General features: G+C 46.0%; 17 protein-coding genes and 1 tRNA gene. 8 read left to right on the forward strand and 10 right to left on the reverse strand.

Annotated elements, in window-relative coordinates:
- Positions 1-12 precede the first annotated feature (12 nt).
- The 4 genes from BUC30_RS00180 (at position 13) to BUC30_RS00195 (ending at position 4,785) form a co-directional block, all read left to right on the forward strand.
- Positions 13-2,127, forward strand: coding sequence for an ATP-binding cassette domain-containing protein (locus BUC30_RS00180; protein ID WP_073422851.1), 2,115 nt, complete (start codon positions 13-15; stop codon positions 2,125-2,127).
- A complete protein-coding gene (locus tag BUC30_RS00185; protein ID WP_073422853.1) occupies positions 2,124-3,629 on the forward strand; it encodes a serine/threonine-protein kinase in 1,506 nt (501 codons plus the stop codon). The genes BUC30_RS00180 and BUC30_RS00185 overlap by 4 nt, the downstream gene beginning before the upstream one ends.
- 51 nt (positions 3,630-3,680) lie before the next feature.
- Entirely contained in the window at positions 3,681-4,097 is a 417-nt protein-coding gene (locus BUC30_RS00190; protein ID WP_073422855.1) for a YraN family protein, read from the forward strand.
- A gap of 100 nt (positions 4,098-4,197) precedes the next feature.
- The gene (locus tag BUC30_RS00195) at positions 4,198-4,785 is read left to right on the forward strand and encodes an L-threonylcarbamoyladenylate synthase (RefSeq protein ID WP_073422857.1); all 588 of its coding nucleotides are present in this window, start codon (positions 4,198-4,200) and stop codon (positions 4,783-4,785) included.
- A 35-nt stretch (positions 4,786-4,820) separates the two neighbouring features.
- On the opposite strand, the gene BUC30_RS00200 is transcribed toward BUC30_RS00195, so the two are convergent.
- From BUC30_RS00200 to BUC30_RS00210, 3 genes are all read right to left on the reverse strand, one after another.
- Positions 4,821-4,893, reverse strand: a tRNA-Arg gene (locus tag BUC30_RS00200).
- 40 nt (positions 4,894-4,933) lie between these two features.
- Positions 4,934-6,994, reverse strand: coding sequence for a radical SAM/SPASM domain-containing protein (locus BUC30_RS00205; RefSeq protein WP_170861474.1), 2,061 nt, complete (start codon positions 6,992-6,994; stop codon positions 4,934-4,936).
- An 81-nt stretch (positions 6,995-7,075) separates the two neighbouring features.
- Positions 7,076-7,696, reverse strand: a complete 621-nt coding sequence (locus BUC30_RS00210; protein ID WP_073422861.1) for a hypothetical protein — start codon at positions 7,694-7,696, stop codon at positions 7,076-7,078.
- A gap of 251 nt (positions 7,697-7,947) precedes the next feature.
- Here BUC30_RS00210 and BUC30_RS00215 point away from each other — a divergent pair, with 251 nt between their 5' ends.
- Positions 7,948-9,060 (forward strand): radical SAM protein, encoded by a 1,113-nt coding sequence (locus BUC30_RS00215; RefSeq protein WP_073422863.1) that lies wholly within the window; start codon positions 7,948-7,950, stop codon positions 9,058-9,060.
- Positions 9,061-9,086: 26 nt separating this feature from the next.
- Positions 9,087-9,494 carry a hypothetical protein gene (locus BUC30_RS00220; RefSeq protein ID WP_073422865.1) on the forward strand — a complete coding sequence of 136 codons (408 nt, stop codon included), beginning with the start codon at positions 9,087-9,089 and terminating at the stop codon, positions 9,492-9,494.
- A 92-nt stretch (positions 9,495-9,586) separates the two neighbouring features.
- Here BUC30_RS00220 and BUC30_RS00225 read toward each other — a convergent pair whose 3' ends face one another.
- The 4 genes from BUC30_RS00225 to BUC30_RS00240 form a co-directional block, all read right to left on the reverse strand.
- The gene (locus BUC30_RS00225; RefSeq protein WP_073422867.1) at positions 9,587-11,884 is read right to left on the reverse strand and encodes an HD-GYP domain-containing protein; all 2,298 of its coding nucleotides are present in this window, start codon (positions 11,882-11,884) and stop codon (positions 9,587-9,589) included.
- A gap of 190 nt (positions 11,885-12,074) precedes the next feature.
- Positions 12,075-12,629 carry a DUF1353 domain-containing protein gene (locus BUC30_RS00230; protein ID WP_073422869.1) on the reverse strand — a complete coding sequence of 185 codons (555 nt, stop codon included), beginning with the start codon at positions 12,627-12,629 and terminating at the stop codon, positions 12,075-12,077.
- 62 nt (positions 12,630-12,691) lie between these two features.
- Positions 12,692-14,725 carry a hypothetical protein gene (locus BUC30_RS00235; protein ID WP_073422871.1) on the reverse strand — a complete coding sequence of 678 codons (2,034 nt, stop codon included), beginning with the start codon at positions 14,723-14,725 and terminating at the stop codon, positions 12,692-12,694.
- A 59-nt stretch (positions 14,726-14,784) separates the two neighbouring features.
- A complete protein-coding gene (locus BUC30_RS00240; RefSeq protein WP_073422873.1) occupies positions 14,785-15,516 on the reverse strand; it encodes a hypothetical protein in 732 nt (243 codons plus the stop codon).
- A 615-nt stretch (positions 15,517-16,131) separates the two neighbouring features.
- Between BUC30_RS00240 and BUC30_RS00250 the strand changes: the two genes are divergently transcribed.
- Together BUC30_RS00250 and BUC30_RS00255 are read left to right on the forward strand one after the other, a co-directional pair.
- Positions 16,132-17,472: a LuxR C-terminal-related transcriptional regulator gene (locus tag BUC30_RS00250; RefSeq protein WP_073422877.1), complete on the forward strand. Its 1,341-nt coding sequence runs from the start codon at positions 16,132-16,134 to the stop codon at positions 17,470-17,472.
- A gap of 88 nt (positions 17,473-17,560) precedes the next feature.
- Positions 17,561-18,115 (forward strand): hypothetical protein, encoded by a 555-nt coding sequence (locus tag BUC30_RS00255; protein ID WP_073423884.1) that lies wholly within the window; start codon positions 17,561-17,563, stop codon positions 18,113-18,115.
- Positions 18,116-18,258: 143 nt separating this feature from the next.
- On the opposite strand, the gene BUC30_RS00260 is transcribed toward BUC30_RS00255, so the two are convergent.
- From BUC30_RS00260 to BUC30_RS00270, 3 genes are read right to left on the reverse strand one after another with little or no spacing between them, the layout of a single operon-like run.
- On the reverse strand, positions 18,259-19,587 hold the full coding sequence (locus tag BUC30_RS00260; protein WP_073422879.1) for a TldD/PmbA family protein: 1,329 nt from the start codon (positions 19,585-19,587) through the stop codon (positions 18,259-18,261).
- Positions 19,588-19,616: 29 nt separating this feature from the next.
- The gene (locus tag BUC30_RS00265) at positions 19,617-19,853 is read right to left on the reverse strand and encodes a helix-turn-helix transcriptional regulator (RefSeq protein ID WP_073422880.1); all 237 of its coding nucleotides are present in this window, start codon (positions 19,851-19,853) and stop codon (positions 19,617-19,619) included.
- Positions 19,854-19,876: 23 nt separating this feature from the next.
- A complete protein-coding gene (locus BUC30_RS00270; RefSeq protein ID WP_073422882.1) occupies positions 19,877-21,616 on the reverse strand; it encodes an alginate O-acetyltransferase AlgX-related protein in 1,740 nt (579 codons plus the stop codon).
- Positions 21,617-21,647 lie beyond the last annotated feature (31 nt).

The following is a 21,647-nucleotide window of genomic DNA, read 5'->3' on the forward strand; positions in this document are numbered from 1 at the left end:
CGGACAAACGCGATGTTTCCATTCCGCCTCGTCAATCCAGACCCATCGAAACCGTTTACCATCGGACGCAAATCGGATAACGTTTTGCAATTTGACAACCTGATGGTTTCGAGGTATCATGCGGTTCTGAATTTTACGGACGGCAAATGGATTTTGCAAAGCTTGACCCAGAACAGCATCACGATGCTGAACGGGAAAGACGTGACGACCGCCATTTTGAATGATGGCGACGTGATTCTCATTGGGCCGAGGCAATTGCGAGCGACACTCCGTGGCGCAGATTTGACGCTTTTGATTATGGAGCGAGAAGCGGAAAGCGATATGCAGACCGTAACGCTCACGACGGAATGGAGAGAAATTGAAATTTCTGGAATCGGGAAAGCGAAGTGCCGCAGAATTGTGAGCCGAGATGCGCGAGATGCAGGGAATGCTGGCGGGAATTCTGGTAATGCCCGCGAAAATCGTGCCGAGATAAAATTCGCGAAAGCGATTGTGGACGAGGGCGGCAAGCGCACACGCACGATTACAATTGCAAGCGGTGACGCCTGTCGATTTGAATCGGCCGTAGTCGGGTTCCGCAACAACGATTTGCTGATTGAAGCGCAAAATTCGGGCTTTGATGTTTTCGCGCAAAACGTGAATGTTTTTGCTGGTAAAAAGCAATTACTGAAAGGGATTGATTTCGAACTCCCCGCAGGCGAGATTCTCGCAATTATCGGGCGTTCCGGTCAAGGTAAATCTTCACTCCTGAAGATGATTCAAGGCATCAACAGTTGCGACAAGCAAAGCATTGTGCGCATTGGCGGTGTCGATTATCGCAAAAACGAGATTCGCAGGCGCATTGCAATATTACCGCAAGACCCGCCGCTCCGCCCGGAGCTGACCGTCGAGGAAACTATTCTCGACGGTGCGCGTTCGTCGATGGACGTGCGGAACTTCAAGCAAGATGCACTTGCGCGACTCGAAAAGTTCTGCGAACTTTTCGGGCTGAGCGGACGCAAGCATAACCTCGTGAAGACGCTCAGCGGCGGCGAAATGCGCCGCGTCGCGCTCGCACGTGAGCTCATGGGCAATCCAGGCCTCGTGATTCTCGACGAACCGCTCTCGGGTCTTGACCCGTACAATTCGAGAATCCTTTGTACGCACTTGAAGCAGCTAGCGTTCCTCGGTCATACGATTATCCTCACGACTCACAGCTACGAGGCATTGCAAATTGCAAATAAAGTTCTCGTACTGCACCAGGGCGAAGAAGCTTTCTTCGGGACCGTTCAAGCCGCATACACGCACTTCAATACGAACGACCCGCAAGCGCTCCTCACGAGCATCACACAAAGCAAGGCGGCGGAATTTCACGAGAGCTACAAGCACGAGCAAAAAGTGCGCGACAGCAAGTATTACTTTGAACGCACCAAGCTCCCCCGCAATTTTGCCTACACCGTGCGCATCACCGCCAAGCAGTGGTTCCGCGACAAAGGCCGCATTGCAGCACTTTTTGTGCAACCCGCGATTATAGGATTTTTGCTCTCGCAAATATTCTCCGATCAAAGCTCGCTCTGGACAGTCGCTTTCGCGATTATCCTTTGTGCGAACTGGTTTGCGCTCTCGCTTTCCATCCGTGAAATCGTGCAAGAGAAAGACATTCTCCGCGACAAGTTCCGCCGAGGCGTTTCGGCACTTTCGACGCTGACTGCAAAATGCACGCTCCCCATCATTTTCACGATGATGCAGACCGCCATTGTATATGCGTTTATCGGTAGTCGCATTAGCCCCACCCCAAAAATTACACTTATCGCCTGCGTTTTCGCCTGCATCGCCGTCCCCGCAACCACCGTCGGGCTTTTCACGAGTACGCTCACCAAGAACACGAGCCAGGCAAATGCCTTCTTGCCGCTACTCATTATTCCGCAAGTCGCCCTCGCCGGAGCCCTCGTGCCGCTTGACCAAATGCAGCCCATTGGCCGCGCGCTTTCGAGCGTAATCTGGTCGCGCTACAACCAAGCTTCGCTCCTCAACATTTTGCTGGAACGAAAAGACGACATTTTCAACGCGATTTTCGCCATCGCCATCGCGCTTAGTTTCTATATTGTAACTGCAATTTTACTACACAAATTAAAGAAGCCAAGATGATACGTCCAGAACAACCGCTAAATTTTCCGTACCCCTTTAACGAAAACTACGAACTATTGGGAACGCTCGGCAAAGGTGGAATGGGCTATGTCTACAAGGCTCTCGATAAAAGGCTAAACCGCGAAGTAGCCTTCAAGATTCTCGACTCGACCTCCGATGTCGAAGCTATCAAGCGTTTCTATCTCGAAGCGCAGGCCATGAAGGAACTCGACCACCAGAACATTGTTCACGTGTTCGACTTTGGACAGCAAGGGAACCAGCTTTTTATCTCGATGACTTACGTGCAAGGTATTTCACTTGCCGAAATTTTGCAAAACAAGAGCAAGCTCTCGTTCGAAGCTATCGAAGTCATCATCAGGCAAATTGCACGCGGATTACTTTATGCGCACAGCAAGGGCATTGTCCACCGCGACGTGAAGCCCTCGAACATCATGCTCACGCGCGACAACCGCGTCTACATCATGGACTTTGGCATTTCGTACATCCAGGAGATGGAAAAGGAACGCCTCACCCGCACCGGCATGACGATGGGTACGCCCGAATACATGTCGCCCGAACAGTGCCACGGTGACGAAGTCACGCTCCAGTCCGACATTTACAGCATGGGCGTGATCCTTTACGAAATGACTTGCGGACGTTTGCCGTTCGAAGGCAGCCGCCCTGTGGAAATTGCGCTCAAGCACGTGCAGGAACCGCCTCCGGCTCCGGAACTTTTCCGCGAAGATATCCCGGACGGACTTTCGGCGCTGATACTCAAGTGCCTCAAGAAAAAGCTGAACGAGCGCTTCCACGACATGCAGGAATTCTTGGACGAATGCGACCAGGTGTTCCCGCAGCACGACACGCCTTATCAGAATTCTTCTGTCGGACGAAAGACCGGCAGCCACCGCAGCGTTCCTTCCATTGCAGAAGCAGCCAAGCGATTCAGCAGCAACCTCACTCCGCACAAACTCATCATTGTCGCGTTCTCGGTGTTGTTCCCGCTCATCGTAATTTTGCTCATGCTCCTCATGTTCACGCACAAGCCGCAGAATATGTTGCACGAAGTCGAATGGAACGAGGTCATCGCAAACTACGAAACGAGAGCGATTGAGCCTGAGATGAAAAAGGGTTACCCGATCGAAAACTTGACCGACGGCGACCTCACCACGGCATGGCTCAACAAGATGCCGCTCAAGCCGCTGAACCCGGTGCTCGCCATGTACTTCGACCAGAACACGCTCATCACGAACATCGGCATTGCCGTTGGCTACCAGAAGTCCGTGGATGACGCATTCGGTGACCGCTTCCGCATTTTCAAGAAACCGCGCACGCTCACCATCGAGACGAAGGATGGGTTCAAACAACGTGTTAAGCTTGAGAACATCAAGGGGATGCAGTACCCGAACATTCAGGCGGTTGAAACGACGGAGCTCAGGTTCTACCTCGAAGATGTGCACGAAGCCGACAACGACGACTACGCTATTTCCGAGATTAGATTGCTCGGGATGGAAGTGAAATAGAGACGAGAGAACGGGCTCAGAGAGCCTACAGACGAAAGACGAGAGGGGATAATGCAAAAAAAGGTTGTGCAAAGAACATGCAACCGCGCTAAAGGAAATTTTATCGAGACGCAGGCGGTGGCATTCTTGATGCGCAAAGGCTACCAAGTTGTCGCCCGTAATTACGCTTACCATGGCGGAGAGCTCGACATTGTCGCCCGCGATAACGGAACGCTCGTTTTTGTTGAAGTCAAGTCTGTTTGGAACAACCAGGAAGGGAATCCCGCTGCCCGCGTGAACAGTCTCAAGCAAAAGAAGATTTGGCAAACCGCTTGCCATTTTTTATCAACGCAAAAAGCAATCGCGCCCAAAGGTTTCAACACGCCGTGCCGTTTCGACGTCCTGAGCACCCGCGCCTACCAGGAACCGCTCCTATTCGCACACTTTAAAAACGCCTTCGAAGCAAGCGAAGTCCTCCCGAGGATTTGATGATAGCATCATCGCGATTAACGCGATTTTCGTCACAGCTTTTTCCCGACTTTTTTTGTATATTATTCCCTCAAAAAACGAGAAATACAGATAGAATAATATGCGACTCGAAGTACATCCAGAAAATCCGCAGGCCCGCATCGTGAAGCAGGCCGCCGAGATCCTCGAAGACGACGGACTCGTCCTCTACCCCACCGAATCCGGCTACGCCATCGGCTGCAACGCCGAATCCACCAAGGCAATCCACAAGCTTTACGCCCTCAAGAAGCCCATGAAAAAATTCTTCATGGCGCTCATCGTCCCAGACATTCGCTTCGCCACCGGCTACGCCCACGTAAGCAACTTCGCGTTCAACATTATCAAGCAGCGCGTGCCCGGTCCGTACACGTTCATCCTCCCCGCCGACCCGCACATTGCTCGCAAGCTCGACGTCAAGCGCCCGGAAATCGGCATCCGCATTCCAACGCACCCGTTTTTCAAGGAACTGTTCCAGCATTTTGACAAGCCCATCTTGAGCACTGCCGCCAAGCTCAGCGACGAAGACATCTACGAGACGGACGAGCTCTGGAAAACGTTCCAACACTCCGTGAACATGATGGTCGACTGTGGCAATATCGAAATCAACCCGACAAACGTCGTAAGTCTCGTTGGCGACTGCGTGGACGTAATCCGCGGCGAACTGGTTTAAAGAGAAAAGGGCCGCATGAAGCGGCCTTTTTGCTATACCCGGTTCGCGAGTCGAACGCGAGTTTAATCCTTAGGAGGGACTCGTTCTATCCATCTGAACTAACCAGGCGAGTAAGCGCAGACGAATATAGTAAATATTCAGGAAGTTATCAAGCCATAACATCTTTCAATGAAAGGTCGCTCCGTCCCTTTAACGTATCCTTATCGATAAAGAATACATTCTGTTTTTCAAAAACGAACAAGTCCTTACAGCTTTCATAAGTTTCTGCCGAGTACGACACAACAGATACAAAAGCTTTCAAATTAAGCCCACGTATTTTTTCAAGAACGCACCTTGAATCCGCAGAAGCCTCATAAAGAAGAATTTTATCTTCTGACGTTAAATTCTCTTGAATCCATTTTTCAAGATTTGCAGTCCACGCGTCTTCTTTTATCGGCAAAAGCACAGATACAGATGTGCTGAGATTCTGATTTGAACGATATTGAATCAAGTCCTTTATTTGGTTCAATTGAACTTCAAAAGCATTCTCTTCAACATCCGGTTTTACCCAAATTTCGTCGATATCGTAATCAAGATATTTTTTGTATTCCGGACAATCTAATTTTGAATTTTCAAGAAGAACCGAAGTATGGTTTCTATTATTCTTCAATACTTGGAGCATTTTGATGACATCTAAATTTTGAGAAAAATCAACTCCGCACAAAACAACCTTCTCATACCTTTTTACATCATGAAATTTCAAGATACTTTCAAAAGTTTCAGCATCTATCGAATCGTCGCTCTTACAATCATCTAAAGCAATAAAAACATCTCTCGGGTCTGACGAAGGAATTTCATTATTAAGCAACTCAGGCAACAACGGATTTTTATCAAATTCTTCAATCAAGAATTTCAACATTAATTTGTTAAAAACACAAATTTCATTTTCAAGTTCACCATCTTTCGCAGAATAATGATCCACAGAATGGCAAACACCACCACAAAGGACTTTCCAGACGCAATCTTTACATCTTTTTATAGAATCCTTCGATCGGCACATTGCTTTTGCAACAACATCACTTTTATCCAGCATTTCATCAAAATGTCCATCATGAACATTTCCGATTTTATATTCAGGGTCGCCCAGAAAATCGTCACATGTAAAAATATCGCCATTATTAGAAATGCCAAGGACTCTTCTTCCCGCACCACACGGGGTCTGAGTACACATAAAAGTATTCTCATTTGCAAACACGCTTAAAGCCATATTTGCAAGAGTCCGTTCCTGTATTTTTTTATCGTTATGCGTATTATTCTCTATAATTCTATAATAAATCTTTTTATAAGCATTAAAAATTTGTTCCCCAGAAACATATAACGAGCAATCATCTCCACCACGCCCAAACTTCATCAGCGGAATAAACGAGAACTGATATATGTCATTCGCAAGGAAGAAATCTAAAATTTCGTCAATATGTTCCGCGACATTCGCAGTCATCACACCTAGAGCGCCAAACGAAACGTCATGTTTTTGCAAACAACGAACACCCCGCAAAACCTGATCAAACGAACCTTTTCCATTTTGAAGACATCTTGTTGCATTTTGGTACGGTGCAGGACCATCAAGGCTTATGCCAACAATAATATTATTAGCTTTAAAGTATTCTGCAATTTCATCATTTATCAATGATGCATTTGTCTGAATTATAACTTTAACTTTATCACCATATTGTTTTGAATATTCAGTAATATCCTTAACTAGCTTATAATTCAACAGAGGTTCGCCACCATGCATCAGCATTGTCACACAATTATCGGGATTCATTCGAACATATTCATCTACAATTTTATGAGCCGTTTCAGACGACATATACGATGATTGATCAAGCCCAGCATCTGCATAGCAATACGTGCACTTAAAATTGCACGCCATCGTCACCTTAACAACAGCTAACGATGGATAATGTTTTCGTTGACACGAAGAAGAACATTTTTGTTTTTTTGAAGGCTTAGTTACAATCAAGTTGTGAATATACAAGAGATTTTTCAGTCTATCAATTTCACTAAAAGGAACACCAGCGCATTGATGCGAGATTTCTTCAGTAGTAAGCCCTGATTCAATCAGCGAAACAATTTCTTTGCATAAATTATCTAGTAGCAACCATCCTCCTGTTTGAGGATTAATCGCCAACAGCCTATTGTTCAATTCCAACCATTTAATAGCAGACATTTCATTTCTCGCCATCTTAAAATTTTCCAAAAATAAGGAGGGCTTTTTTCAAGCCCTCACAACAACAGATTGATTCAAGGCTTAAAATTTTGTTTTCAAGACCTTTTCAACAGCAGCCTTATCAACATTCTTGAAGGTTATAGAACTGCCGGAGAACTTTCCGCCAAGAGCAGCCAATTCCAACAACTGCCCCTTAGTCAGATTTCCATTAAACGTATGGGAGAAACAGCCTCCACCACCTTCACATTCGACATGTGTTGCAGGTCCACATTTCATCCAAGCTTCAGTATGAGAATCTGCATCTTGTTTATTCAATCCGTCAATACGCTTACCTGCTGCTTTGAGAGAGGCTCCGACATTCAGTTTGTCAACAGCCTTAACATTAAGGATTTTATCGACCGCAGCTTTATCAACATTCTTAAAAGAAATGGAATTGCCAGACAACACGCCACCAAGAGCAGCCAAATCCTTCAACTGGTCTTTATTCAAAGCGCCATCGAACGTATAAGAGAAGCAGCTACCACCGCCTTCACACTCGACATGCGTTGCCGGACCACATTGCATCCAAGCTTCAGAATGAGATTCCGCAGTATTTTTTTTAATTCCATCAATACGCGTACCAGCCGCTTTAACAGAATCTTTGACATTCAATTTAGCACCCGCCAAGGTGTCTTTTTTGAAATCATTGTTTAAATTTGCCATATTTTATTTCCTTTTGTTATACAAAGTTTCCTTTGTATCATTAACATATCAAAAAAGTAATTTCGCAACAAATTGAAAAATTCGTTTTACAAGTAACAAATAAAATAATTTCAAAACAAGCGAAAGCCCTTATAAATAAAGGGATAGCAAGCACACGAGTTACGCGCAAACATCAAAGCAAACTTTAATTTACAACAATACAAAATGCTACAATTTTATTATATAGAAATTAAAGCATATATAAACTAATCATGAATTTATTATTAAGTCTTACAGAGCAATGTAATTTACGTTGTAGTTATTGTTACTACAAAGAAAGTCAAGTTGACAGAAAAAATGTCATGAGCGATGAAATTTTGAAAGCATCGCTACGAGCCGCATTCGATCGCGCTATCGAACTTAAACAGAATTCTTTGAACATCACCTTTTTCGGAGGCGAGCCACTTTTACGTTTGCCATCCATCAAAAAATGCGTGAAACTCGCCAAAAAGACGGTCAAAGAAAGGCACGAAGAACTCGCTGAAGATTTTCAATTAAAATTTTTCATCAACACTAACGGAACTTTGTTCACACAAAGTATTCTCGATTACATCAAAAAAGAACGGATTCAAATCTACCTATCGCTAGATGGTCCCGAAAGAAAGCACAACATTTCTAGAAAGAAAGTCGACGGCACCGGGAGTTTTCAAGACATCGCACAATGGATTCCTGAATTAGTCAAAATGGATGTACTTGTCATGTCTGTCATAACACGTAAGCATGTTCGAGGGCTCAGCAGATCCATCAAGTGGATTATCGATCAAGGTTTTTGTAACGTGGCGACTGCAGTCGATTTCGATGGAAAATGGACTGGCGAAGATATGGCGGCTTTGTCGATTGAATACGAGAAGCTAGCCTTGCTATGGGACAAATACCAAAGAAATGGACAAGACGTTTATTTAAGCACCATTCAGGATAAAATTTCATATAAGCTTCTTGACAAAAGACAGCGGCATAGCAACTGTTTTATTTTCAAGGGCGCGATTGGAGTCGCCACCAACGGGAACGTTTTCCCTTGCAGCAGGTTCATCACCAGCAAAGAAGACGCCAAATACATTTTAGGGAACGTTCTCGATAAGAGCAATAAAATTTTCACAGGCTTCGTTGCAAAAGACCTTTGCCGTTTTTTGAAGTACGACAAGCCGGAATGCAAGAACTGCTTAATCAGATACCGCTGCACCGCACACGAATGCGGCTGCACGTCATTTTACACAACAGGCTCTATTTACGGAGTCTCTCCAGAAGTTTGTGCGCACGAGCGCATGCTCACATCCATTTGCGATGAAATTTTGGCAAAGCGCCAGGCTTCAGGAAATCTTTTCTAACTCTAAAACACAAAAGGAAAACCACTATGGCAAACAAAAAGAAAGTAGCCTCAACAAACAAGGTAATCGAAGTCAACAGCATCCACGGCAGACTCGGCGGCATCCCCGAAGAAAAAGCCCTTTTCGATGAATTGAAGAACCTCGCCACCGCTCTTAACAAGTTAGGCACGGGCATTCAGAACGTTTACAACTGCAAGACGACTATCGTCAAGCCCGAAGTCAAGATTCCGGCAACCAAACTCCGCGACGATGACGGACAATCTGGCATTTCGAACGAAAAAAGCTTGTACACACAGCTCAAGGCTCTCAGCAGCAGCTTGAACAAGATGACCAATTCTGTGCAGAAGAACGTTCAGAAGAACGTCAAGGCAAGCGCAGCCGCAAAGAAGGCAGCCACCGCAAAGAAGAAAACGGCAGCCAAGAACGCTAAATAAACTTCCAAAAAAAACTAGCCATTTCAGTCCTCGGGCAACTGAGGGCTGTTTTTTAGTTCCTTCGACTCGCTACGCTCGCTCAGGATGAAAATTTAAGCACCCGGCGCGGCATTTTCCGTTGCATTTTCTGCAACCGCGCCACTCGCAGCTTTTTCTGCATTTTCGCCGGCATCCGGTGTGACTCTTGTGCGGGCATCGTACAGGCTCCTGGAAATATGCGTAAACGCTTCGACGACAACAGGGTCAAAGTGCTTGCCCGCCCCTTCGGTGATAATCGCCATCGCCTTTTCGTACGGGAACCCCTTCTTGTACACACGTTCGGCAATAAGAGCATCGAAAACGTCGGCAACAGCCATGATTCGCGCAGAGAGAGGGATTTTTTCGCCCTTGAGGTGGTTCGGGTAACCGGAGCCGTCCCATTTTTCGTGGTGGTAGCTTGCCATTTCGATAGATTCCGTCAAGTAATCGGCATCAAAAGCATCTTTACCATCATCGACGATTTTCTGGAGAATTTTGCCGCCTTCGGTCGTATGGCTCTTCATGATAGCGAATTCTTCGTCAGTCAATTTGCCGTTCTTATTCAAAATCAAGTCAGATACCGCAATCTTACCGATATCGTGGAGCGGCGCAGCCTGCTTGAGTTTGCGGACATAGCCATCAGTGAGTTCCGCTTTAAACTTGCCTTCGGATTTGAGCTCTTGCGCGATGGCTTCCACATATTCAGCGGTCTTTTTAATATGGTCACCCGTATTCTTGTCGCGGGCTTCAACCATCTCGGCGAATTCCATAATGAGGACTTCTTGCATTCGCTGAATACGTTTGTTTTGTTCTTGAATGTTCTCGCTCTGTTCATGCACGTTTTTGATTAGGTCAAAAGCCGTTTCTGCCATCGTGTAGAGAGATTCGTACAAATGCCCAATTTCATCTTTAGCATTAATCCCGAGGCTCGCCACATCATTCACCGCTTTACGCATGTTGGACAAGTCCAAATTATCGCCCATGTCCAACGCATAGTTAGCACGCATCGTAGCCCCAGAAATTTTCATAGCAGCATACGACATCTTGTTCACAGGCACCACAAAGCCATGCTTCATCACTTCGATAATCACCATCATGATAATCAGAGAGAGCCCAAAGAACAGCGACAGAAGCTTGATAAAGAACACGGCCTCATCGCGCACGATGGATTCCATCGAGATGTCCGCCGCCACATAGGCAACGGTCTTCCCTGCCGCATTTTTGATCGGCCTGTAAACCGTGAGGAGCCAGCCAAACTGGTCATCCGAAATAATCGGCTCGATTTCTTCGCCGGCGAGGAGTTTCGGCAAATAGGGTTCAAAAGACGGGTCAAATTCCACCAAGGAGCCCGGAGCGCCACCCGGCACGCCATCCGTATCTAGGTCAAACACCACATGGCATCCATCCGGCAAAATTTTGTACACATACACGTACTTTGTCTGCGGGAAACTTTCACGGATGCCACCAAGTACATCACGGGTATGCGCATAGCCATCAACATCATACCCCTGCGCTATGTAATTGTCCACCTTTTCAGCATCAATAGCAATCGACGCCGCTTCGGTCACGCCCCTTGCAATACTAACAAAGTTATTCACACAATTATCACGATACAAATAGAAGCCGATCATGCTCGCAAGCCCTCCCAAAAGGACTTCCGCGATAATCACCATGATTACAACCTTGTTCAGCAAGGATTTTTTTTTCGAAGAAAAAACCTTTTCGGGACCTTTATGATGGAACAACTGAACATCTTTAAGTTCATCCTTGATGTTCTTTGGGATAAAACGGAAAATGAGAGCAGACAAAAGAACAATGGCACTCTTGTCAAAAATGTCAATCACGATATCGGCAACAAACTGTGAATAAAAACGACTCCAGTGCAAAACATCATGGAACGCAATAGCAAACGGCGCAGAGATGCCCTCGCCAAAATTGAACCCATACAAAGCGTAAGTAAAGATAGAGCCAATGCCGCCACCAATCAACGCAAAAAGCAAGATGACTATAAGGAGTTTCCAAATAGTCTTGAAGAATCCACGACGGAAAAGGAAAGTCGCAAGCATCGCTATCAAGACGCTCAAGACGCCGTAATACATCGCGACCGGTTCAGCAATCCCGTTGATAGCATTCACACTAAAGCCGACGATAACCGCAGGCAAGTAACCGCCGAGCATAGCCGTAAGCACGGTGCCCAGGCAGTCCAAAAACAAGGGGATTCCAAAGAAAATAGCAAGCTTGGCAGGGATGACGTTCAGAAGCAAGCCCACGAGCATCAACAAAAGGATATTCCTCGACCGCGAGAAAAAGCCCTCGACGGATGCCCATATCGCTTTCAGTTTTAATTTTAATTTCAAAACATACTTTCTCATACCCAAAATTCTTCCTTTTAACTTACATAAAATAAATAAAAAAACAGGCCACTATCACGAGCTTGCAATAAAAAAACATCATATAAAAGGAGATGCCCGCTCGGTTTATTTACCGGGCGGGCACTCTAGACTTAACTGGGTCCTTCACTTTCGTTCAGGACGACGAAAAACGTTCGGGATGACGAGATGTTTAGCGGTATTCGAACTTGGCCTTAAACAAATGTTTGCAATTGTTGGAATCGTTGCCCCAGTGGTCCGAAGAGCCAGCAAAAACGTGGATGCCAAGGTCAGCTGCACCTGCCACCAGACGGCTCATGCCAGCGATACGCCAGATGCCACGGAGAACATCGTCGCATTCTTCACGAGTGAGGTCTGCCCCATCGATAACGCCCTTGCACATGTACAAGCCATCGTGGATAAACGGAGCCGAGTTGTAGACATCGTTACCGGCCTTGATATCCGGGACAACAAACTGGGCAAAAGACGGAGCCGAAGCGCCATCGGACATAAAGCCACGCTTGAACAGGCAAGTCAGCAAAAAGTCGCGAGTCTTACCATCGGCCTTGGTGTAGCGCGTGCCCTTGACATAAACGTAACGGTCGAGCTTGAAGAAATACATTTTGCCGTTGCCATCGAACATGAGCGGGAAATCAATCGTAACATCATCCACGGTAATGGAATTGCGTTCTTTTTCGAGATAGGTTCGACTCTTTACCTTGTCGATATACATTTTTAAGTTAGCCATAAACTCCTTCACGGTGCAACGCTATTGTGCACACGAAGTAAAAGATATAAAATTTATCGGGATTACATTTTCTTTTTGCGCACCACGACCACAACAATCGCTACACTAGCAACTAATAATACACATGCAACAAAGCAGACAAAGCGGATTCCCCAACGATGCATACAGATGAAGGAGGCAATTTTTCCTTGGCGCGAGCCATCACCATTTTCATTTTCGAAATACTTGAGCATGCATGCACCGAGATTTCCACCTACAACGCAAGAATCCTTTGCAGAGATATCCGTGGCGTAAGGACCTACACCGAAGTTGTAATACGAGTCGTTATAATACAAGGCATCGTTACTAAACTTATCCCATCCAACATTATCAAACCAAACGACAGGAACCAAAGAATTTAACACATTGCGACGATCAAGACCGTCCAACTGCAAACTCATATCATTCAAGAGAATCTGTTTATTCCGAGACACAGGTTCGTTCAGCACAACGTACAAGTAATTTTTAGTTTCATTTTTTTCAGATTTGAGCAGATTCAAGAAATTATTGTAACTATAAATTCCGCTAGACAAAACCTGCACCACAGTATCAGCAATCAACTGATGATTATCTACAGATAAATCGAATTGATTCATCATCAAATTTACATAAACAGACTCGTTTTTCTCAGCAAGCTTATTTTTCAATTCGCCAAAGAAATTATTAAACTTCGATGTGCTACTACTATCCTTCGGGAAATTTTTAAAGAATAAAGTTACTCCGTCACCACGATTTTCCAATTCATCGGTATTGAATGTAACCGCGTTTACGAAACGCTGAAAAGATGAATTAATTTTCTTGTTTAAAAATTCATCAATTTCACCAGTAAGTTTAGCAAAGAACGATTCTAAGCTAACATTTTTCCAATCATCTTTAAAAACAACCCAATCTAGCTTTACATTGTGGCGATGAGCTTCATTGACAAATTCATAATTATCTTTTTCGTCAAAATGCGTCAGCGCAGATTTTCCTGAAGGCGTCACAAGAGAACCGTTATTATCAGCCTTCAGACCATAATAAGCAAGTCGAGTAATCCCTTCAAAGTCCACCCATTTAGTTGTATCACCAGCATACCAGTACGGATAAAAACCTACGATTTCGCCATTCAATTCTTCTTTATGGCTAGCTCCACTAAATTTGCCGTTTAAAATTATCGAAGCATCATCATTGTTGTACACCTTATCAAGCGAAAAGTCTACGACTTCCTTAAAGTAAAGAGAATAAAGAGAATCAAGCCTATCGAAAGATTTTTTCCAAAGATCATCCGAGCAGATTCGGCCACTATACCTATCAATAAATTTCTTTTCACGTTGAATATCAGATATTATTTTTTTTCCAACATTGCTATATATCTGACGCATGTTGCATTTTCTCTCCATACATGCGCCATATTTTTCCCTTTTCCTAAGTTCCTGATTCTTACATATTTCACTACAGGCTTCTCTTGTAGAATCCACAATATTCTTTCTCTTCTTAGCAAAAAAAGATTCGAGAGCAGCATCAATATACTCACTCTGATTATGTACATGCCCGCTACAAAGTTTAAAACTCGAAGCCAGAAGATTTTTTGCATAACGATGAAGCTGTATAGAATCCAAAAAATCTACGTTTCGCATTTTCAAAACAAAATCATACGCTTGTTGAGAAAACACCATCTGTTGTTTTGCATCATCAATAATATACCATTTTAATGAATCAATAGCATAATCATCCAAATAGGTCCGCGTATTGAGCATTCCCATCGCATCTGTAGCAGTATCCTCTCGAACAGTCCATGAAGTCTGAATAAAATTATTCACAATTTTTTGATGCTGAGGATACGCCTTAAGCAGCTCCATAAATTTTTCATTCATCTGCGTTCGGCTTTCATATATAAAAGCCTTCTGTTCTTCAAGAATTTTAAACACCTTAGTGGAGTCTTTTAGCAAATCCTGTTCTGCATACTTTTCCACTTTTTCGGGAGAAATCGTGTAGTAACCCATTCGCGATTCATTCGCAAACGACAAAACAGAAGCAAGTCCTAAAACAAGACTTGCAAAGAAATACTTCATTTTCATGGGATTTCCCTTCCTATCAAAAATACGAACATACTAAATATAGTATTTCTCAAACAAAATCACGGGTTAACGAAGCATTCGGCGACAATCGCCCTTGAGCCATCATCCAAACTAGCCTTCGCGATAGACTTCGCACTTGCATTCGGGAGGCTTTTCACAAGGACTTTCGATGTTGCAGAATCGAGCAACTGGAATCGTGGAGGCGCCCCGCTTACAATCGGGATTTCCGTCCGCGACACATATAGCGATAGACGCGGGGACTTTTCCACGCAATCAAACTGTACAGGATGTTCGACGTTCAGCGAATCGTTTATTTGCAAGTCACGCTCGGCAAAACTGCCCGAGACGCAGTAACACCACCTCAATTTCTTTGTTGGAACTTTCACGGTGCAGGTCAGCATTTTGCGGGGAGTCAAATGGAGTTCGAGTGCAAAAATAACGCCAAACATTCGTTGCAATTCGGGCATGGAGTCCTTCTTGCGCCCTTCAAAACACGTTCCATTTCCAGAAACCACGGCTACCGGAAACTCGTCATGCGCAATGCAATCGAAGTTCGTCACGTTCCAGACTTCGGCAATGGAGGCCTTGACGTAAAAGAAAAGCGTCGTCTCTTGCGAAAAAGCAGCTGCAGGCGCCATTATACGAACTTTTCCGTCGTATATGCGGCACAAGGCTTCTTCCCTTTTTAAGATTTCAGCGGTCTCAGGAGAAGCGAGAACCTTAAAGCCACAAGAACTCCCATTATAATATTCGTGACAAAGCGATACATCTACAATTCTTGCGTATTCCACTAAACAACCTCCTTTGGGGGCCTAAGAGATTGCCGCATGCCGACTTTTTGATACAATCCAAAACTACCAAGAGCGTGCTTCTTTGGTATTTTATTCAACACCTCAAACATTTTTAGCATCCCTTACATTTTATACAAATTCCCTTATGTATTATAAGTTTATCTGCATCACATACACCCATCGCCGCAATATAATTATATGTACAGACTTTTGCAGATTGTAAAATTTATTTTTCTAGTTTTCAGTTGTTTTTAAAGACAAAATATTGTAATAGAGCAGACAAGCTAGAAGAAATTTATCACAAAACGAAGTTTAGAACAACATTTTTCACAAAAAGACAATTTTAAGTAAATAAAAGTTTTCAAACAGCTATAAAAAGAACATATTCAAAGGCAAAACAGGCCTCATAAAAATCCAAAAAGTATAGCTAAATACTATACGTATCATGTTATGATACAGCCCTATAATACAATTTGAAGAAAAAACCGCCCAAAACGGCTCAAAAACGCGTTTTTTTAAGCCTAAAGCGCCATCTTTACCTTTTTGTAACAAAAATAACACATTAATTACAGCATATTCCATAATAATAGAACCCACATTTATTAAATTATAGCCATGTTTGAGCAAAATAAGCAATCTGAGTTAACATCCCGCCAAAAAGAGATATTGTCTCTACTACGCAAGGGACTCACCAATAACGAAATTTGTAAGACTTTGAATATTTCGGCGAATACCGTCAAAGCGCACCTCGCCAACATCTATAAAATTCTCGAAGTTACAAATAGAACTGAGGCCGTTTCTACAAAAGCCGACGAAAAAAATTTTAGCGACGATATCAAAAAAGACCTCAACATCATTTTTCTCAAGAAAAACGACATTTCTGCGTTTCCAAAAGCCAACGGGCTTTACTACGCGCTCGTAGAATCGCTCCATCAGTACCATATTTTTCGCATTTCAGACACGGCCGAGGCAACCATAGAACCCGCATTTTCCATTGATGTTTCCGCCGCCGAAGACAAAGACGAAGCTTTATTCTTATCTATCAGAATTGGCTCGACACACGAAATACTTTGGACAACCTCTGTCAAAATCAGCTCAGACAACATTCTAGAGATTGCCCAGAAAGCGGCAATGCTTTTGTTCCGACACATCGTGCTTGCGACGGCCAATATAAAGTATACTCCCCAAAGTCCCATTCCCTATTGGTGGTACGCGACCGCGCATTGCAACATCAAGTTCGAAAACCGCAGCAAGGAAACATTCAACTACTGCAAGGACATGCTCACGCCTCTTGCCACTGGTGAAATCTACAGCGAACAGGCGGCATACACGCTTGCGCTGGTCTACTATATTGCGATTCTTGACAACTGGGGCAATTCCGCCGCCTACACAAAGCAGCTCGCCGAGATTGCCCGCAAGACCATGTTCAACGCCCCCTACTCCATCTATTCCCAGATGGTCATGGCGTTCTACAACATCGTTATCGGCAACAAGAGCGAAGCAATTGCTTATTTCAAGCAGGTCATCGAGGCAAACCCGCAAACCATCATCGCGCGAACCATTCTGATCCAGATTTACATGCTTACCGGGCAAAACGACCAAGCGCTCGAGCTCATTGACGAGTGCGAGCGCCTGATTCCAGCAACTGCGGCACAAACCTCCATCAAGCAAGGCAAAGCGTTCATCCTGCTTTTACAGGGCAAGTACGAGGAATGCATCAACCTTGCAAACCAGATTTTGCTTTACACCCCCAAAGCGACCGTTTTGCGCCTGTTTATCATTTTCTGCAACAATAAACTGGGTAAAAAGGTCGAAAGCGAAGTTCAAATCAAGGAACTCTACGAGCAACACCCGGATTTTGACAAGCCGTACCTCGAACAAATCCTGAAAGGGGTCAATCCGCAGATACAAAAGCTGTTCATGGACAACCTCCAGAACCTTTTTGTGCAAAAATAACCCATAAAACTACCCAAATGGGCTATTGCAATATAACCCATGGGGAATATATCTTTGGTCTATGCTTTTCACGGAGTGCAGGACCAAAATGACGATAATAGACAAAATTATCGAAATAATCGATAAACCGCAGGCGGCAAGGCTTTTATGCCCATATTCCGGCCTCGTCTTTTTGGCCATGGTCCTCATTTACAAGGACGTCTCCGGCATAAACCTCCGGCAAGCGACAGTCATCAAGCTTTTAAAGGCGGCGGCATCCGAATTAAAGGCAACCAAGCTAAAAAGCAAGCTCAAAGTAGCGGTTTTACCGCAAAATTCGTCAAATCGTTCGGCAACACTGCTCGACCTCTACGCAGAACACGCCGCCGAATACAATTTCAAGACTTCACGTTTTGCGACAGAAAGCGATGAACCGGTAATGGAGCCTGTTCCAGAACTTCTCAAAAGTCTCATCGATAAGAGCAACGCAAACCACGTGGGTTTAGTCAAGGGGAATGCCTTGAGCCATGCCATCGAAGAATTCTTGAAAGCGATGATGAAAGCCTGCGGAATCTTCGTCAAGGATATTAAGGATTTGATAGAAAACGCGAAAAGGCAACAAGCCTCCTTTGTCATCCCAGACGAGCTAAGCCTGCAAGCGTAAAAAAGATTGACACCTCAAACATAGTGCTGCAAGGACCTGAATTTGGCCACCTCCGGATTCTCGACCTTGCAGCATTTCTGTATATAGAAAAGGCAGGCAAAAGCCTGCCATATTCATCAAGATGCCAGCCAAAGAGCCGAGCCTTAAGCGCTTACGCTGAGTTCGCTCACAGCTAGGGCGGGCACCTTGTAGCTTGCAAACGGGTCACGGTATTCGTTACCGACCGCCACGATGTTCTTGAGAATGTCGAAGAAATTACCGCTGAGCGTGACGCCATCCACCGGATGCTGGATGATGCCGTTCTCGCACCAGAAGCCGTGTGCCCCGATACTGAGTTCGCCACTCACGGAACTGCAACCGGAATTGCCTTCCAGGCGTACGATAAGCAGGCACTTCGGGAAGAGCTTGAGGAGTTCCATCGTGGTCATGCTTCCAGGCGGCACGAGCAAGTTATAGAAGCTCGTCGACATTTTGCTGCCAAAGCCACGGTCACCATTGCCGGTCGTTTCGCGGCCTGCCTTTGCAGCCGTTTCGAGGTTGTAAAGTGCAGAATTGAACACGCCATTTTCGATGACCTTCACGCGCTTGGTAGGGCAACCTTCGGAATCAAAATAGCTCTTGTGTTCGAACATTTCGCCGGTCGGATCGTTCCACATCGAGAACACATCGCTGGCAATCTTTTCGCCTTCCTTGCCGTCGAGGCGAGACTGTCCCTTCTGCATGGCTTCGGCAAAGAACGGACGAGTGTACATGCCGATGAAGCGAGAAGAAACGCGTTCCGAAAGGATCACCGGAATCTTGCCACTTTCGATTTTTTTTGCGCCAAAGAGTTCCGTCGCATATTCGGCGGTCTTGCTTGCTATTTCATCGACAGAGAATTCGTTCCAGTTGCGACCGTTCTTGACAAAGTTGCCAAGTTTCTTGACGCCATCGCGGCTTGCGACAGCTCCTGCACCCGCAGAAGCGCAGTTCGAACGGGCTTCGTAGAAAAGTCCCGTATTGTTTGCGACAATGGAATAGTCATGCTCGATGTCGCCACCGAGGTACGGGATGTTCTCGATTTCTTTGGACTTTGCGAATGTAGCCTTTTCGAGCTCGATGCAGAAGTCCTTCACCGTTGCAAGGTCGAGCGATTCGAGCGCCGGGTTGTAGTTCGGTTCGCCCTTCGGGAGTTCAATAGCCTGCGGAAGCGTAATGTCGATTTTTTCGGTCCACTGCGTGTGGCAAAGAGCATCCTTGAGCGTCTGGCGCAAGGCTTCGTCGGTGAGGCGTTCCGTATGGGCGTAACCCGGACGACCGTCCTTGATGACGCGGACCCCGAGACCTACAGAATCCGAAATTTCAGTACTCTGGACCTGCCCCTGGAAGACGGACAAGCCTTCGGAATGGGTGTTAGAAGCGATAACATCAAACTGTTCGGCTTCGCCCTTGGCGAGGTCACACATGAAAGAAACGGCATCTTTAATATTCATATCGCAAGTATAATTAATTTAGGTAAGGCTTATCGAGAAGCGCGGCTTTTGCGTTCGAGCATTTTCCAGTAGGCGGCGGGGCTGCCGGTCACGGATTCAAGAGCATTCGCTATTTCGGTCGAGATGCTGATTTCACCCGCAATCAGCTGGTCGAGCATTTCTACAGAAACGCCCACCCTGCGGGCAAATTCCGGCTTGTCGATCTTAAGCCATTCAATTCCTTCGAGGATCGCCTGTCCCGGCGTCGGTGTTCCATGTCTTGGCATAATTATATTCCTAATTCCAAATTCTAAAATTCAACGTCTTTCCAGCCTTCGGCGCCGAAGCGGAGGTCGCGTTCCACAAATTCCCAGATGAGGAGCTTTTTGCCCTTGAGCACGCTAGATTTGCGGGCGAGCTTTTCACGGACGAGCGTCGAGGCGCCACCGTCACTCACGATGCTTGCGACGCGGGCGTTCATGTTCTTCGCGAAGTGCGCGATCCATCCGGCGTTCACCGGCGAATCAGTCTGGTAAATGCGGCTAAAGCTGTCGCCGAGAATCAAGATTTCGGACTTGCGGAAATCGTCTTTGAAGGGTGTGACTGTGGTGTCATAAAGCACCGTGTCACGCTCGCAAAGCGCTGACTGAGCCGTAAAGCAAGAATCGTTCTTTTTGCAAGCGATCTTAGCAGTTTCGACACAAGTCGAATCCACCGGGAGCTTTTCGGTGCGTTCCTTGATATTCTGCTGCGAAACCACGTGTCCCGTCACCTGTTGCACCTTGAACACGCCGAACTTATTAAGCCCACTCATCTCGCCCACATCGCCCATGCGGTCTGCCACGGAATCAGAAGCAATATAGCGCACATCATCCTTTCCGCGGAATTTGACAGTTCCAACATCCACCATCTCGCCGACTTTCTTTGCAATCACGTCGGCGGCAATTTCCGCCCCGCGCGGAGTCCAATGTGTATCATCGTTCAGGTAGAGTGCCCCCAGCTTGTCATCGTCAGCCTTCGCAGCCAAAAGCGGCGTATATAAATCTACAGTGTTAAAGCCTGCACGCGTGAGCGAATCGAGAATTTTCTTGCCATGCGACTGGAGCCCGGCGGCATTTTCGACAGCAGTTGCATTCCCAACTGCGGCGTTTTCAGCACCCGCGACTCGTGAATCGCGCCCTGTCAAACGTTCGGTATAGATGCTCGGCTTGCCCGGAGTAATCACCACCAAGAGTTCCACGCCCTTCGCCTTGAGCTGGTCGCGGAACCTTTCAATAGCCTTCACCGGATTGTCAAGCTTTGCACTGCGCACATCAAGCGGAGACGGCTGCACCAGGAATTCCACATCCTGGCGGTAGAAAAGCCACTTGTCTTCGGGCTTGGCATCTTCCCTACCGCAAGACTTGCCGATGCAATCGCCAGCAGCGCCGAGAACGACCTTCTCGCCCGGATCGCTAAAGATGTTCCAAACCGCAAGCTGGTACTTCGGACGCAACGCCAACACAATAGCACTCTCGTCGTCAATCTTATTTTCAAAAGCACGCAAATAGCGGCTCGTCCACACGCCGTAATGTTTCACGTCCAAGAACGCGCGCCACAGCGACACATGACCAAGGTCAGCCACGAGAGCCTTGATGCAAGAATCCGCTTGCAGGAACGATTCCGGTTCATCCTCCAACTTCGAGAGGAGCGTATCCGCCAACTTGAGGCTCTTGTAACGAGCTTCAGCCGTATCGAGTTCGGCATACGTATTCACCGAAAGCACCGCCGCCTCCAAGTCCGAAAGCGAAGACGTCACAGGTTCCAAAGCATCAGCGACCTCAGCACCCGCAGCAATCGCCTCACGCGCCGCACGCCACTTCACATCGAGCGAGTCCGCAGCCGCAGCGACCTTTTTCTCGCGCACAATCGGAGTGTAAACCACGTCCTTGAAAATGTCAAACGGCTGGAAGCGCTTTTCGCCACGCAGGTCGACAACCGCCTGCACGCCAAACGGGAGCAACAACAAAATCGAAAAAATAACAACGGGGATGATATACTTTTTATTCACGGGAGATAAGATAGAATTTTGTGAAGTAGTT

This window comes from Fibrobacter sp. UWB7 (assembly GCF_900142945.1).
Taxonomy (GTDB): Bacteria; Fibrobacterota; Fibrobacteria; order Fibrobacterales; family Fibrobacteraceae; genus Fibrobacter.